Origin of the sequence: Pseudomonas sp. GM49, from assembly GCF_000282355.1 — a bacterium.
In the GTDB taxonomy this organism is placed as follows: domain Bacteria; phylum Pseudomonadota; class Gammaproteobacteria; order Pseudomonadales; family Pseudomonadaceae; genus Aquipseudomonas.
In genome coordinates this window covers 17,006-30,625 of sequence record NZ_AKJL01000262.1, presented here as the reverse complement: position 1 = coordinate 30,625, position 13,620 = coordinate 17,006, and the positions used below count along the sequence as shown (strand labels likewise).

14 protein-coding genes are annotated in these 13,620 nt (G+C 59.9%); all 14 read left to right on the top strand.

Annotated elements, in window-relative coordinates; translation table 11 throughout:
* Positions 1 to 45: 45 nt before the first annotated feature.
* The 14 genes from PMI29_RS06835 to PMI29_RS06900 all read left to right on the top strand — a co-directional run bounded on the left by PMI29_RS06835 (position 46) and on the right by PMI29_RS06900 (position 13,618).
* Positions 46 to 396, top strand: coding sequence for a flagellar protein FlaG (locus PMI29_RS06835; protein WP_008001789.1), 351 nt, complete (start codon positions 46 to 48; stop codon positions 394 to 396).
* A gap of 81 nt (positions 397 to 477) precedes the next feature.
* A complete protein-coding gene (gene fliD / locus PMI29_RS06840) occupies positions 478 to 1,863 on the top strand; it encodes a flagellar filament capping protein FliD (RefSeq protein WP_008001787.1) in 1,386 nt (461 codons plus the stop codon).
* Positions 1,864 to 2,018: 155 nt separating this feature from the next.
* Complete coding sequence (fliS, locus tag PMI29_RS06845) at positions 2,019 to 2,408, top strand: flagellar export chaperone FliS (protein ID WP_008001785.1); 390 nt, start codon at positions 2,019 to 2,021, stop codon at positions 2,406 to 2,408.
* A gap of 24 nt (positions 2,409 to 2,432) precedes the next feature.
* Complete coding sequence (gene fliT / locus PMI29_RS06850) at positions 2,433 to 2,729, top strand: flagellar protein FliT (protein ID WP_008001783.1); 297 nt, start codon at positions 2,433 to 2,435, stop codon at positions 2,727 to 2,729.
* A 173-nt stretch (positions 2,730 to 2,902) separates the two neighbouring features.
* The gene (locus PMI29_RS06855; protein ID WP_008001782.1) at positions 2,903 to 4,378 is read left to right on the top strand and encodes a sigma-54 dependent transcriptional regulator; all 1,476 of its coding nucleotides are present in this window, start codon (positions 2,903 to 2,905) and stop codon (positions 4,376 to 4,378) included.
* Positions 4,379 to 4,506: 128 nt separating this feature from the next.
* A complete protein-coding gene (locus PMI29_RS06860; RefSeq protein ID WP_162130685.1) occupies positions 4,507 to 5,712 on the top strand; it encodes a sensor histidine kinase in 1,206 nt (401 codons plus the stop codon).
* 5 nt (positions 5,713 to 5,717) lie between these two features.
* The gene (locus PMI29_RS06865) at positions 5,718 to 7,103 is read left to right on the top strand and encodes a sigma-54-dependent transcriptional regulator (protein ID WP_008001777.1); all 1,386 of its coding nucleotides are present in this window, start codon (positions 5,718 to 5,720) and stop codon (positions 7,101 to 7,103) included.
* A gap of 253 nt (positions 7,104 to 7,356) precedes the next feature.
* A complete protein-coding gene (gene fliE, locus PMI29_RS06870) occupies positions 7,357 to 7,683 on the top strand; it encodes a flagellar hook-basal body complex protein FliE (protein WP_008001775.1) in 327 nt (108 codons plus the stop codon).
* A gap of 16 nt (positions 7,684 to 7,699) precedes the next feature.
* Positions 7,700 to 9,487 (top strand): flagellar basal-body MS-ring/collar protein FliF, encoded by a 1,788-nt coding sequence (gene fliF, locus PMI29_RS06875; protein ID WP_008001773.1) that lies wholly within the window; start codon positions 7,700 to 7,702, stop codon positions 9,485 to 9,487.
* Positions 9,480 to 10,499, top strand: a complete 1,020-nt coding sequence (gene fliG, locus PMI29_RS06880) for a flagellar motor switch protein FliG (protein WP_008001771.1) — start codon at positions 9,480 to 9,482, stop codon at positions 10,497 to 10,499. The genes fliF and fliG overlap by 8 nt, the downstream gene beginning before the upstream one ends.
* Before the next feature lie 4 nt (positions 10,500 to 10,503).
* Positions 10,504 to 11,301 (top strand): flagellar assembly protein FliH, encoded by a 798-nt coding sequence (gene fliH, locus PMI29_RS06885; RefSeq protein WP_008001769.1) that lies wholly within the window; start codon positions 10,504 to 10,506, stop codon positions 11,299 to 11,301.
* Complete coding sequence (gene fliI, locus PMI29_RS06890; protein WP_008001767.1) at positions 11,291 to 12,649, top strand: flagellar protein export ATPase FliI; 1,359 nt, start codon at positions 11,291 to 11,293, stop codon at positions 12,647 to 12,649. The genes fliH and fliI overlap by 11 nt, the downstream gene beginning before the upstream one ends.
* 6 nt (positions 12,650 to 12,655) lie before the next feature.
* On the top strand, positions 12,656 to 13,105 hold the full coding sequence (gene fliJ / locus PMI29_RS06895) for a flagellar export protein FliJ (RefSeq protein WP_008001765.1): 450 nt from the start codon (positions 12,656 to 12,658) through the stop codon (positions 13,103 to 13,105).
* 207 nt (positions 13,106 to 13,312) lie between these two features.
* Positions 13,313 to 13,618, top strand: a complete 306-nt coding sequence (locus PMI29_RS06900) for an STAS domain-containing protein (RefSeq protein ID WP_008001762.1) — start codon at positions 13,313 to 13,315, stop codon at positions 13,616 to 13,618.
* Positions 13,619 to 13,620: the final 2 nt, after the last annotated feature.

The window sequence follows — 13,620 nt, the reverse complement described above, 5'->3', positions numbered from 1 at the left end:
CGCGTTTACGCGCCCTTTTGTTTTTTCATGATGAGGAGATCAGGCATGGACATGAGCGTCAAGTTGAACCTGTCTTATCCCGCCGTTGCCCCACAAAGCGCAACGCCAACTGTTACGGATAAAAAGGATCAGCCCAAGGCTGAAGCCGTTGCGTCATCGGGCACCGAGCCCAAGCGCGAAGACCTGGAAAAGGCTGTGACCGATATTCAGGAGTTCGTCCAGGCTGCCCAGCGCAATCTGGATTTTTCCATTGATGACTCCACTGGCCGGGTCGTGGTCAAGGTCATCGCCACCGAAACGGGGCTGGTGATTCGTCAGATCCCGTCGGAAGCTGCACTAAAACTGGCCCAAAGCCTGTCGGACGCCAGTAGTTTGTTGTTTGACAGCAAAGTCTGAACTGGCATGAATTTTGTTGCTGTCGCTGTTTAAGATGTTTGCGGTCAAGAAAACGGCAGCCACTGGATAAGGAGAGAGATGATGGCGGGTACATCGGTCAGCGGTATTGGTTCGAACATCGATACCCAGGCGATTGTGAAGTCTTTGGTGGACTCCGAAAGAGCGCCAAAACAGACGCAAATCAACAATCAGACGCTGAAAGCAACCACCTCGCTGTCGTCGATCGGCAAAATCCAGGCGGCGCTGGATGCTTTCCGTGGTGCGTTGGATAACATGAAAACCACCGCTAGCTTCAGCGGGTTGAGCGGTACGTCCTCCGATGAAAAAGTGGCCACGGTGACCACCGGTAACGGTGCGGCGGCGGGCAATTTTTCGCTGTTGGTCACCCAGTTGGCAACGGCATCGAAACTGTCCACCAAGGTCTACGCTGACGGCGCTTCCTCGGTGGTCAATGCCGGGGCGGTGCCGTCCACGCTGAGCATCAAGCAGGGCACTGACACCTTCGACGTCAGCATTCCTGCCGGCGCGACGTTGCAGCAAGTGCGCGACTCGATCAACTCCCAGTACGCGAACCAGGGCTTGAGTGCCAACATCCTGACCGATGCCAACGGTTCTCGAATGGTGCTGACGTCCAGTAAAACCGGCGTCGGTTCGGACCTGACCCTGTCGGGCAACTCCGGTCTGGAATCCGGCACCTCGGTTCTCGCCACGCCGCAGAATGCCAAGTACACGCTTGACGGCGTGGCGATGGAATCGAAGAGCAACACCATTGCCGATGCCGTGAGCGGTATTACGCTGAAATTGACAGGGGTTTCTCCGGTGCCGTCTGGCGGCGGTGCGGCAATACCAACCACTATCACCGTGTCGGCCGACACTACGACGCTGAAGTCTTCGGTCAAGGGGTTTGTCGACACCTACAACGCGCTGATCAAGGCTGCCAACACTGAGACCCAGGTCACGACCAATGCCGATGGTTCGTTGACGACGGGTGCGCTCACGGGCGACGCGTCGCTGCGTTCGTTGCTATCGTCGGTACGTACCGAATTGAACGCCATGGGTGGCACCGGTCAGATGAAATCCCTCGCTCAGTTTGGTGTCGAGACCGACCAGAAGACCGGGTTGCTCTCGATCGACGATAAAGTGTTCAGTGCTGCGGCAAAGACCAATGCCGCCGATATCAACGGGATCTTTTCGGGCGATACCGGTTTGCTTGCGCGCATGAAGTCCGCCACCGACAGCTTCGCGCAAAAAACTACCGGGGTTTTTGCCGCGCGTTCGGCGAGCTTGAGCGATAGCCTGAACGACCTGAAGAAGCAGCAGGACACCCTCAATGAGCGGATGACCAGCCTGCAAACGAGCCTGACCGCCAAGTACACTGCGATGGACTCCCTGGTAGCCAGGCTGCGCGCCCAGAGCGACAGCATCATGACCACGCTCAATGCGCTGAACAATCCGAAGTCGGACTGATCTGGATCAGGCATAAAAAACCCAGGCAGTCTGTAATGACAGTACCTGGGTTTTTTCTTGGGTAGCGGGTCTGCGTTAAAGTTATGTGTCGACCAGTCGACATAAAGATCAGAGCCTTCCCAATTTCAAGCTGTTGTCTGTCACGAGGTAGAAACATGAACCCCATGAGAGCCCTTCGCCAATATCAGAAGGTCAATTCCCATGCCCAGATCTCTGAAGCCAACCCCCATCGCCTGGTGCAGATGCTGATGGAGGGCGGGCTGGACCGCATGGCCCAGGCCAAAGGCGCGATGGAGCGGGGCGACATCGCACTCAAGGGGTTGATGATGGGTAAGGCCGTGGACATCATCATCGGCCTGCGTGATGGCTTGAATCCGGAAAAGACCGAAGATCCGGCTTCGCTGCAACAGCTCGACAATTTGTACGCCTACATGATGACCCGTCTGATGGAAGCCAATCGCGATAACAACGCGGCGATCATCGATGAGGTATCGGGTTTGCTTGAAACCCTGAAAAGCGGTTGGGATGCAATTGCCAATCAATAGGCCCGAGGGCCTGAGGATGACGTCATGAGTCAAGCACTACGGCGCATAGAGGAAACCCGCGAAGCCCTGATCGACGCCCTGGCGGCGCGCAACTGGGATGCCATCGGCGAACTGGATACGGCCTGTCGTGAGTGCGTCGACGAGGTGCTCAGTGAAGCGCCGATCGACGAAGACGCGGTGCGGAGCAATCTGGAAGGGTTGTTGGCGGTATACAAAGAGTTGCTGACGGCGACGATGGGCGAGCGTCAGGCGATAGTCGAAGAGATGTCGCAGATCAACCAAGCACAAAAGGCATCAAAGGTTTACCATCTGTTTGGTTAATTAACCCCAAGTTAATCCAGACATAGTGCGCCATAAATTTGACTGTGCACGGTTTTTTGACTTAACTAGTGGCTGGTTCCAGATTTCAGTCGTCTTCAGGCATAACGTGTCTGCAAGCGTCTAGCTTGCCCCAACATTTTGGGCATTGAGTTGACTAGGGAAGTTGCTATTGCATGTGGCGTGAAACCAAAATTCTGCTGATTGATGACGATAGCGTCCGCCGCCGCGACCTGGCGGTGATTTTAAATTTTCTCGGCGAAGAAAATTTACCCTGCGGTAGCCATGACTGGCAGCAGGCTGTCGGCTCTTTGTCGTCAAGTCGTGAAGTAATCTGTGTCCTGATCGGGACGGTCAATGCTCCTGGTACACTTCTGGGCTTGTTAAAGACACTCTCGACCTGGGATGAGTTCCTTCCGGTTTTGCTGATGGGCGATAATTCTTCCATTGACCTTCCGGAAGACCAGCGTCGTCGAGTGCTTTCGACCCTCGAAATGCCGCCCAGCTACAGCAAGTTGCTCGACTCGCTGCACCGTGCCCAGGTCTATCGCGAGATGTACGACCAGGCCCGCGAGCGCGGTCGTCATCGCGAACCCAACCTTTTCCGCAGTCTTGTCGGCACCAGCCGGGCGATTCAACACGTTCGCCAGATGATGCAGCAAGTCGCCGATACCGATGCCAGCGTGCTGATCCTCGGTGAGTCCGGCACCGGCAAGGAAGTGGTTGCGCGCAACCTGCATTACCATTCCAAGCGCCGCGAAGCGCCGTTCGTGCCGGTCAACTGCGGGGCGATCCCGGCGGAGTTGCTGGAAAGCGAATTGTTCGGTCATGAGAAGGGCGCCTTCACCGGTGCGATCACCAGCCGTGCCGGTCGATTCGAACTGGCCAATGGTGGCACCCTGTTCCTCGATGAAATCGGCGACATGCCGCTGCCGATGCAGGTCAAGCTGCTGCGCGTGTTGCAGGAGCGTACCTTCGAGCGCGTGGGCAGCAACAAGACCCAGAGCGTCGACGTGCGCATCATTGCCGCGACCCACAAGAATCTCGAAAGCATGATCGAGATCGGCACCTTCCGCGAAGACTTGTACTACCGCCTGAATGTGTTCCCGATCGAGATGGCGCCGCTGCGTGAGCGCGTCGAAGACATTCCGTTGCTGATGAACGAGCTGATCTCGCGCATGGAGCACGAGAAGCGCGGTTCGATCCGCTTCAACTCGGCGGCGATCATGTCGCTGTGCCGTCATGGCTGGCCGGGCAACGTCCGCGAACTGGCCAACCTGGTGGAGCGCATGGCGATCATGCATCCGTACGGCGTGATCGGCGTGGTCGAGTTGCCGAAGAAGTTCCGCTATGTCGACGATGAAGACGAGCAAATGGTCGACAGCCTGCGCAGCGATCTGGAAGAGCGCGTGGCCATCAACGGTCATACGCAAGACTTCACGGCCAATGCCCTGTTGCCTCCAGAAGGCCTGGACCTGAAGGACTACCTCGGTGGTCTGGAGCAGGGGTTGATTCAGCAGGCGCTGGATGACGCCAATGGCATTGTGGCGCGCGCGGCCGAGCGGCTTCGTATCCGTCGTACCACGCTGGTGGAAAAGATGCGCAAGTACGGCATGAGCCGGCGAGATGGAGATGAACAGGCGGATGATTGACGCCTGTTTTCCAATCCATTCATTTATAAGAAGTTTTTTTTAGGCACGGGTATTGCTACGTCCCTCGCAACGTTCCGTTTCACTGACGGTCAGCCAAGCGAGAGAACACGATGCCCCCATCCGCCCAGATATCTCCTGCCTCAGATGCTTTTGGGGATGCTTCGCGGCAACCGTCGTCCGTAGAGCAGGCGAGCCGGCTTGGCCTTGAGCAGGCATTCGCGCTGTTCAATCAGATGTCGAGCCAGTTGACCGACTCCTACAGCATGCTTGAAGCCCGGGTCACCGAGCTCAAGGGTGAATTGGCGGTGGTCAGCGCTCAGCGCATGCAGGAGCTGGCGGAAAAAGAGCGCCTGGCCAACCGCCTGCAAAACCTCCTCGATCTGTTACCCGGTGGTGTCATCGTCATAGACGCCCAGGGCATCGTGCGCGAAGCCAATCCGGCGGCGTGCGAGTTGCTGGGGCTGCCGCTGGAAGGTGAATTGTGGCGTCACGTCATTGCCCGCTGTTTTGCGCCTCGCGAAGACGATGGTCATGAAGTCTCCCTCAAGGATGGTCGGCGTCTGTCGATCGCCACGCGCTCGCTGGACGCCGAGCCCGGCCAGTTGGTGTTGCTCAACGACCTGACTGAAACCCGCCATCTGCAGGATCAACTGGCCCGCCATGAGCGTCTGTCGTCGCTGGGGCGCATGGTTGCTTCGTTGGCTCATCAGATACGTACGCCGTTGTCCGCCGCGTTGCTGTACGCCAGTCATTTGACCGAGCAAGCGCTGCCGGTCGCTACCCGGCAGCGTTTTGCCGGGCGCCTCAAGGAGCGCCTGCACGAGCTGGAGCACCAGGTGCGCGACATGCTGGTGTTCGCCCGGGGCGAGTTGCCACTGACCGACCGCGTGACGCCCGGTCAATTGATGCAGTCGTTGCAAGCGGCAGCGCTGACCCACGTGCAGGATCTGCCGATCCGCTGGCAGTGCGACAGTCATTCGGGGGAGTTGCTGTGCAATCGCGATACGCTGGTCGGCGCGATCCTCAACCTGATCGAAAACGCCATCCAGGCCAGTGCCGGTCAATTGCGCCTCAAGATTCATCTCTACACCCGCGGCAACAACCTGCGCCTGTGCGTCAGTGACAGTGGCTCGGGTATCGATGCCGCCGTTCTGGCGCGATTGGGCGAACCCTTTTTTACCACCAAGACCACCGGCACGGGGCTTGGCCTGACCGTGGTCAAGGCGGTGGCGCGTGCTCATCAGGGAGAATTGCAGTTGCGTTCGCGGCTCGGTCGCGGCACTTGCGCGCAGGTGATCCTGCCGTTGTTCAGCAACGCTCAAGGAGCGGAGTGACACTGATGGGTATCAAGGTTCTGCTGGTTGAGGACGACCGTGCATTGCGCGAGGCACTGGCCGATACGCTATTGCTCGCGGGACACGATTACAAGGCGGTGGGGTCGGCGCAAGAGGCGTTGGTTGCCGTTGGCGCCGAGGCCTTCAGCCTGGTGGTCAGCGACGTCAACATGCCGGGCATGGACGGCCACCAGTTGCTGGGCATGCTGCGAGCGCGGCAGCCGCAATTGCCGGTGTTGTTGATGACGGCTCACGGTGCGGTCGAACGTGCGGTCGATGCGATGCGCCAGGGCGCCGCGGATTATCTGGTCAAGCCATTCGAGCCCAAGGCGTTGCTCGATCTGGTGGCGCGTCATGCCCTGGGCAATCCTGGTCTGGCCGAGGGTGAGGGGCCGGTAGCCTTCGAGCCAGCCAGCGCGCAGTTGCTCGAACTGGCGGCGCGGGTCGCACGCAGCGATTCCACGGTGTTGATCTCGGGCGAGTCGGGCACGGGCAAGGAAGTGCTGGCGCGTTACATCCATCAGCATTCTCCTCGCGCCAGCCAGCCGTTCATTGCGATCAACTGCGCGGCGATCCCGGACAACATGCTCGAAGCGACCTTGTTCGGTCATGAGAAGGGCTCCTTCACCGGCGCGATTGCCGCGCAAGCCGGCAAGTTCGAGCAGGCCGACGGCGGCACCCTCCTGCTCGACGAAATTTCCGAAATGCCCCTGGGGCTCCAGGCCAAATTGCTGCGCGTGCTGCAAGAGCGCGAGGTCGAAAGGGTTGGGGCGCGCAAACCGATCGCACTGGATATTCGCGTGGTCGCAACCACCAATCGCGACCTGGCGGGGGAGGTGGCGGCGGGGCGCTTCCGCGAAGATCTCTATTATCGCCTGTCGGTGTTTCCCCTGGCCTGGCGTCCATTGCGCGAGCGCACCGCCGACATCCTGCCGCTGGCCGAGCGTCTGCTGGCCAAACACGTCAATAAAATGAAGCATGCGGCTGCCAGATTGTCGCCCGAGGCCCAGGCGTGCCTGATCGGTTATCCATGGCCGGGTAACGTGCGCGAACTGGACAACGCGATTCAGCGTGCGCTGATTCTGCAGCAGGGTGGCTTGATCCAGCCACAGGATTTCTGCTTGGCCGGGTCGGTGACTTGCGCGCCATTGCCGGCATTGGCGCAGGCTTCGGTGCGTCCTGTGGAAGTCGAGTCCGAGTCGGTCGGTGCGCTGGGGGATGACCTGCGTCGCCGTGAGTTCCAGATGATCATCGATACCCTGCGCGCGGAGCGCGGTCGCCGTAAAGAGGCGGCCGAGCGCCTGGGCATCAGCCCGCGGACCCTGCGCTACAAGCTGGCGCAGATGCGCGATGCCGGAATGGATGTGGAAGCCTTTTTGTTCGCGACCTGACCGCTAGCCTGCGCCTGGGCCCTGTAGGAGCGAGCCTGCTCGCGATGGTCGTTAACGATAACGCGCAGTTGCAGGATAAACGCGTCGCTCCTGGGTCCATCGCGAGCAGGCTCGCTCCTACAGAGTTGCGTTGGGATCAGAGTCTGGGAAGGGCTTTTATTCAGAGAGGCCATGGAGCTGGCACCCTTGTTGCTAACACTCACTACCCGCCGAGTGAGTGTCAAAAAATTGCGGGTCGTCAAAGAGAGAGACCATGAGCCAAGGTATTGAATTCAATCGGTTGATGCTGGATATGCGCGCCATGCAGATGGATGCCATGTCTGCGCCGAAGTCGGCTGCCGTCCCTGAAGTGTCGGGCAGCAGCTTTTCCGACATGCTCGGTCAGGCCGTCAATAAAGTGAACGACACCCAACAGGCTTCCACTCAATTGGCCAGTGCCTTCGAAATCGGCAAAAGCGGCGTCGACCTGACAGACGTGATGATTTCCTCGCAGAAGGCCAGTGTGTCATTCCAGGCGTTGACCCAGGTGCGCAACAAGCTGGTTCAGGCCTACCAAGACATCATGCAGATGCCGGTTTAAAGGACGAGATTGAGTCATGGCAGAAGCAGTCGCCGATAACGTTCCGGCCAAGGCCACTCTGATAGACGGCAAGCCGCCGCTGTTCGGATTGTCCTTCCTGGAAAACCTCTCCGAGATGACCATGTTGCGTCAGGTGGGCCTGTTGGTCGGCCTGGCTGCGAGCGTGGCGATTGGTTTTGCCGTGGTGTTGTGGTCTCAACAGCCGGACTACCGGCCTCTGTACGGCAGCCTTGCCGGCATGGACGCCAAGCAGGTCATGGATACCCTGGCCTCCGCCGATATCCCGTACACCGTCGAACCCAACTCCGGTGCCTTGCTGGTCAAGGCCGATGACCTGTCCCGTGCGCGGCTCAAGCTCGCGGCTGCTGGTGTCACTCCCAGCGATGGCAACATCGGTTTTGAAATCCTCGACAAGGAACAGGGGTTGGGCACCAGTCAGTTCATGGAGGCTACGCGTTATCGTCGCGGCCTCGAAGGCGAACTGGCCCGCACCATTTCCAGCCTGAACAACGTCAAGGGTGCCCGCGTGCACCTGGCGATCCCGAAAAGTTCGGTGTTCGTGCGCGACGAACGCAAGCCCAGCGCTTCGGTCCTGGTTGAACTCTATTCCGGTCGCTCCCTCGAACCAGGCCAGGTCGTGGCCATCATCAACCTGGTGGCGACCAGCGTTCCCGAACTCAGCAAGTCGCAGATCACTGTCGTCGACCAGAAGGGCAACCTGCTCTCGGATCAGGCGGAAAACTCCGAACTGACCATGGCCGGCAAGCAGTTCGACTACAGCCGTCGCATGGAAAGCATGCTCACCCAGCGTGTGCACAACATCCTGCAGCCGGTGTTGGGCAACGATCGTTACAAGGCCGAAGTCTCTGCCGACGTGGACTTCAGCGCCGTCGAGTCGACTTCCGAGCAGTTCAATCCGGACCAGCCTGCCCTGCGCAGCGAACAGTCGGTCAACGAACAGCGTACCGCCAGCAACGGCCCGCAAGGTGTGCCAGGGGCGTTGAGCAACCAGCCACCGTCGCCGGCTTCCGCGCCACAAACCACCGGTGGCGCCACCGCGTCGGCCGGCATGGTGCAGCCAGGCCAGCCGCTGATCGATGCCAACGGCCAGCAAATCATGGACCCGGCCACCGGTCAGCCAATGCTCGCACCGTACCCGGCGGACAAGCGCCAACAATCGACCAGGAACTTCGAGCTCGATCGTTCCATCAGCCATACCAAACAGCAACAGGGGCGATTGAATCGCCTGTCGGTGTCGGTCGTCGTTGATGACCAGGTCAAGATCAACCCGGCCAATGGCGAAACCACCCGTGCGCCGTGGAGCGCCGATGAATTGGCGCGCTTCACTCGTCTGGTTCAGGATGCGGTCGGCTTCGATGCCAGCCGTGGTGACAGTGTCAGCGTGATCAACATGCCGTTCTCCGCCGAGCGTGGTGAAGTGATTGCCGATATTCCGTTCTACTCCCAGCCGTGGTTCTGGGACATCGTCAAGCAAGTGCTGGGTGTGCTGTTCATCCTGGTGCTGGTGTTCGGCGTGCTGCGTCCGGTGCTCAACAACATCACCGGTGGCGGAAAAGGCAAGCAGTTGGCTGGTATCGGTAGTGACGTCGAGTTGGGCGGCATGGGCGGTCTGGATGGCGAGTTGGCCAACGACCGCGTCAGCCTCGGCGGCCCGCAAAGCATTCTGCTGCCGAGCCCGAGCGAAGGCTATGACGCTCAGTTGAACGCAATCAAGAGTCTGGTGGCAGAAGATCCGGGTCGTGTGGCCCAGGTCGTGAAAGAGTGGATTAACGCAGATGAGTGATAACCGAGCCGTTGCCGCCAAACTGTCCAAGGTCGACAAGGCCGCCATCCTGTTGCTGTCCCTGGGCTCCACCGACGCGGCCCAGGTGCTGCGCCACATGGGCCCGAAAGAGGTTCAGCGCGTGGGTGTGGCCATGGCCCAGATGGGGAATGTGCACCGCGAGCAGGTCCAGCAGGTGATGAGCGAGTTCGTCGATATCGTCGGCGACCAGACCGGCCTGGGTGTCGGCTCCGACGACTATGTGCGCAAAATGCTCACCCAGGCTTTGGGCGAAGACAAGGCCAACGGCCTGATCGACCGCATCCTGCTCGGTGGCAACACCAGCGGCCTCGACAGCCTGAAGTGGATGGAACCGCGCGCCGTCGCCGATGTGATCCGATATGAGCACCCGCAGATCCAGGCGATCGTGGTGGCGTATCTTGATCCGGACCAGGCCGGTGAAGTACTTGGCAACTTCGACCACAAGGTTCGACTGGACATCATCCTGCGGGTCTCCTCGCTGAACACCGTACAGCCAGCGGCCCTGAAAGAACTCAACCAGATTCTCGAGAAACAGTTCTCCGGCAATTCGAATGCCTCGCGCACCACCCTGGGTGGCATCAAGCGTGCGGCGGACATCATGAACTTCCTCGACAGCTCGATCGAAGGCCAGTTGATGGACTCGATCCGCGAAGTCGACGAAGACCTGTCGGGTCAGATCGAAGACCTCATGTTCGTCTTCAACAACCTGGCCGATGTCGACGACCGCGGCATCCAGGCGCTGCTCCGCGAGGTGTCCTCCGATGTACTGGTACTGGCCCTCAAGGGGTCGGACGAAGGCGTCAAGGAGAAGATCTTCAAGAACATGTCCAAGCGTGCGGCCGAACTGTTGCGCGACGACCTGGAAGCCAAGGGCCCGGTGCGCGTCAGCGACGTGGAAACCGCGCAGAAGGAAATCCTCACCATCGCCCGCCGTATGGCCGAAGCCGGAGAAATCGTTCTCGGCGGCAAGGGCGGCGAGGAAATGATCTAACACCATGGTCAAGAATGATGATGCACCCACTGACCTGATCCGGGCCAGGGATGTCAGTGGCTTCGATACCTGGGCGCTGCCCAGTTTCGACCCGCCGGAACCCGAGCCGGAACCGGAACCTGAACCCGAGCCGCCGGAAATGGAGGAAGTGCCGCTGGAGGAAGTCCAGCCACTGACCCTCGAAGAACTCGAAAGCATTCGCCAGGAAGCCTACAACGAAGGCTTCGCAGTGGGCGAGAAAGAAGGTTTCCACAGCACCACGCTCAAGGTTCGCCAGGAAGCCGAAGTAGTGCTGGCTGCCAAGATCGCCGGTCTGGAGCAACTGATGGCGCACCTGTTCGAGCCCATCGCCGAACAGGACACCCAGATTGAAAAGTCATTGGTCGACCTCGTGCAGCACATCACCAAACAGGTGATTGAGCGCGAACTGGCCATCGATTCGACGCAGATCCAGCATGTCATGCGTGAAGCCCTCAAGCTCCTGCCGCTGGGCGTGGGCAATGTACGGCTGTACATCAATCCGCAGGATTTCGAACAGGTCAAAGTCCTGCGCGAGCGCCATGAGGAAACCTGGCGCATTGTCGAGGACGAGTCGCTGCTGCCCGGCGGTTGCCGGGTCGAGACGGAACACAGCCGCATCGACGCCACGGTTGAAACCCGCATCGCGCGGGTGATGGACAAGCTGTTCGATCAGTTGCACGAACAAGCCTTGCACCCGGCCGCGCCGGACTTGAGCCTGGAACTGCCGATCGACAGCAAACCGGTTACCGGGCCAGAACCGGATGCGCCTGATGCGCCTTGAACGCACCAGTTTCGCCAAGCGCCTGGGCAGTTATGCCGAGGCCACGGAGCTTGCCGGTGCGCCGATCCTTGAGGGCCGCTTGCTGCGCATGGTCGGCCTGACCCTCGAAGCCGAGGGCCTGCGCGCTGCCATGGGCAGCCGTTGCATGGTCATCAACGACGACAGTTATCACCCGGTGCAGGTCGAAGCCGAAGTCATGGGCTTTTCCGGCACCAAGGTTTTTCTGATGCCGGTCGGCAGTGTCGCCGGTATCGCCCCTGGCGCTCGGGTCGTTCCCCTGTCGGATAGCGGTCGCTTGCCGATGGGCATGAGCATGCTCGGGCGGGTGCTCGATGGCGCCGGTCGCGCGCTGGACGGCAAGGGCGGGATGAAGGCCGAGGACTGGGTGCCGATGGACGGCCCCACCATCAACCCGCTCAAGCGTGAGCCGATCAGCGAGCCGCTGGACGTCGGTATTCGTTGCATCAATGGCATGTTGACGGTCGGTCGTGGTCAGCGCCTCGGCCTGTTTGCCGGTACCGGCGTGGGTAAATCGGTGTTGCTGGGGATGATGACGCGCTTCACCGAGGCCGACATCATCGTCGTCGGGCTGATCGGTGAGCGGGGTCGTGAGGTCAAGGAATTCATCGAGCATATTCTCGGTGAAGAAGGCCTCAAGCGTTCAGTGGTGGTGGCGTCCCCGGCGGACGATGCGCCGCTGATGCGTCTGCGCGCCGCCATGTATTGCACGCGAATTGCCGAATATTTCCGTGACAAGGGCAAGAACGTTCTGTTGCTGATGGATTCCCTGACCCGATTCGCTCAGGCCCAGCGGGAAATCGCCCTGGCCATCGGCGAGCCGCCGGCTACCAAGGGCTATCCGCCATCTGTGTTCGCCAAGCTGCCGAAACTGGTGGAGCGGGCCGGTAACGCGGAGAAGGGCGGTGGTTCGATCACCGCGTTCTACACCGTGTTGTCCGAAGGCGACGACCAGCAGGACCCGATTGCCGACTCGGCGCGGGGCGTGCTCGACGGGCACATCGTGTTGTCCCGGCGCCTGGCCGAGGAAGGGCATTACCCGGCCATTGATATCGAGGCGTCCATCAGCCGGGTCATGCCGGCAGTGGTATCGCCGGAACACATGACCCGTGCGCAGTACTTCAAGCAACTGTGGTCGCGTTATCAGCAAAGCCGCGACCTGATCAGTGTTGGCGCCTATGTCGCGGGCGGCGACCGTGAGACCGACCTGGCGATTTCCCTGCAGCCGCAATTGGTCAAGTACCTGCGCCAGGGACTCAACGACAGCATCAGCCTGGGCGAAAGCGAAGCGTATCTCGCTTCGATCTTCGCGCCGGCGGCAGGCGGTTAAGCCGTCATGGCCCAGAGTCGGGCAGGAAGGCTGGCGCCGGTGGTGGAAATGGCCGAAAAGGCCGAGAAAACCGCAGTCCAGCGCCTGGGGCACTTTCAAGGGCAGGTTCGCCTGGCGGAAAGCAAGCTTGCCGACCTCGAAGCCTTTCGTCTCGACTATCAGGAACAATGGATCGTGCGCGGCAGTGGCGGCGTCTCGGGCCAATGGCTGCTGGGTTATCAGGGCTTTCTCGCGCAATTGGGTACGGCCATCGACCAGCAGCGGCAAAGCCTGGCCTGGCATCAGAACAACCTGAACAAGGCCCGGGAAACCTGGCAGCAGGCGTTCGCCCGGGTCGAAGGTTTACGCAAGCTGGTTCAGCGCTATGCCGATGAGGCACGGGCGTTTGAAGACAGGCGCGAACAGAAATTGCTGGATGAATTGTCCCAGCGCTTGCCACGGCAGGATCAGTATTGAATCAGGTAGACCGCGTTATCGTTCATCGCGGGCAAGCCACGCTCCCACAGGTTTTTCGCCTACTTTGAAATGGCGCAAATCCTGTGGGAGCGTGGCTTGCCCGCGAAAGCGATCTCGCTGACTCCGCATATTTCCAGCCTTGCCCCAACCTCTACCAACTGCTAAACCTTGTACAAGCAGGTTTACCAATGACAAGGAAGCCATGACATGCCAGTTGTTACAGAAGTCTCACCCGATGGGCAAAAGCTGACGATATCGGTCAAGGGGCGTTTCGATTTCGGCAAGCATCAGGAGTTTCGTGAGTCCTATGAGCGACTCGACAAAAAACCCGACTCCATCGTAGTGGATCTCAAAGACGCGACCTATCTCGACAGCTCTGCGTTGGGCATGCTGCTACTGTTGCGTGATCACGCCGGTGGCGACGACTCCGATGTGCGCGTCGTCAACAGCAGTATCGACGTGCGCAAAATCCTCGCCATTTCCAACTTCGACAAGCTGTTCGACATCAGTTGATT

What these genes read in the sequence shown, in the direction of transcription:
- fliD (WP_008001787.1), top strand. Translation starts at nt 478, where the DNA reads ATGGCGGGTACATCGGTCAGCGGTATTGGTTCGAACATCGATACCCAG.
- fliG (WP_008001771.1), top strand. Translation starts at nt 9,480, where the DNA reads ATGAGTGATAACCGAGCCGTTGCCGCCAAACTGTCCAAGGTCGACAAG.
- fliI (WP_008001767.1), top strand. Translation starts at nt 11,291, where the DNA reads ATGCGCCTTGAACGCACCAGTTTCGCCAAGCGCCTGGGCAGTTATGCC.
- PMI29_RS06835 (WP_008001789.1), top strand. Translation starts at nt 46, where the DNA reads ATGGACATGAGCGTCAAGTTGAACCTGTCTTATCCCGCCGTTGCCCCA.
- fliJ (WP_008001765.1), top strand. Translation starts at nt 12,656, where the DNA reads ATGGCCCAGAGTCGGGCAGGAAGGCTGGCGCCGGTGGTGGAAATGGCC.
- fliH (WP_008001769.1), top strand. Translation starts at nt 10,504, where the DNA reads ATGGTCAAGAATGATGATGCACCCACTGACCTGATCCGGGCCAGGGAT.
- fliE (WP_008001775.1), top strand. Translation starts at nt 7,357, where the DNA reads ATGAGCCAAGGTATTGAATTCAATCGGTTGATGCTGGATATGCGCGCC.
- fliF (WP_008001773.1), top strand. Translation starts at nt 7,700, where the DNA reads ATGGCAGAAGCAGTCGCCGATAACGTTCCGGCCAAGGCCACTCTGATA.
- PMI29_RS06855 (WP_008001782.1), top strand. Translation starts at nt 2,903, where the DNA reads ATGTGGCGTGAAACCAAAATTCTGCTGATTGATGACGATAGCGTCCGC.
- fliS (WP_008001785.1), top strand. Translation starts at nt 2,019, where the DNA reads ATGAACCCCATGAGAGCCCTTCGCCAATATCAGAAGGTCAATTCCCAT.
- PMI29_RS06900 (WP_008001762.1), top strand. Translation starts at nt 13,313, where the DNA reads ATGCCAGTTGTTACAGAAGTCTCACCCGATGGGCAAAAGCTGACGATA.
- PMI29_RS06865 (WP_008001777.1), top strand. Translation starts at nt 5,718, where the DNA reads ATGGGTATCAAGGTTCTGCTGGTTGAGGACGACCGTGCATTGCGCGAG.
- fliT (WP_008001783.1), top strand. Translation starts at nt 2,433, where the DNA reads ATGAGTCAAGCACTACGGCGCATAGAGGAAACCCGCGAAGCCCTGATC.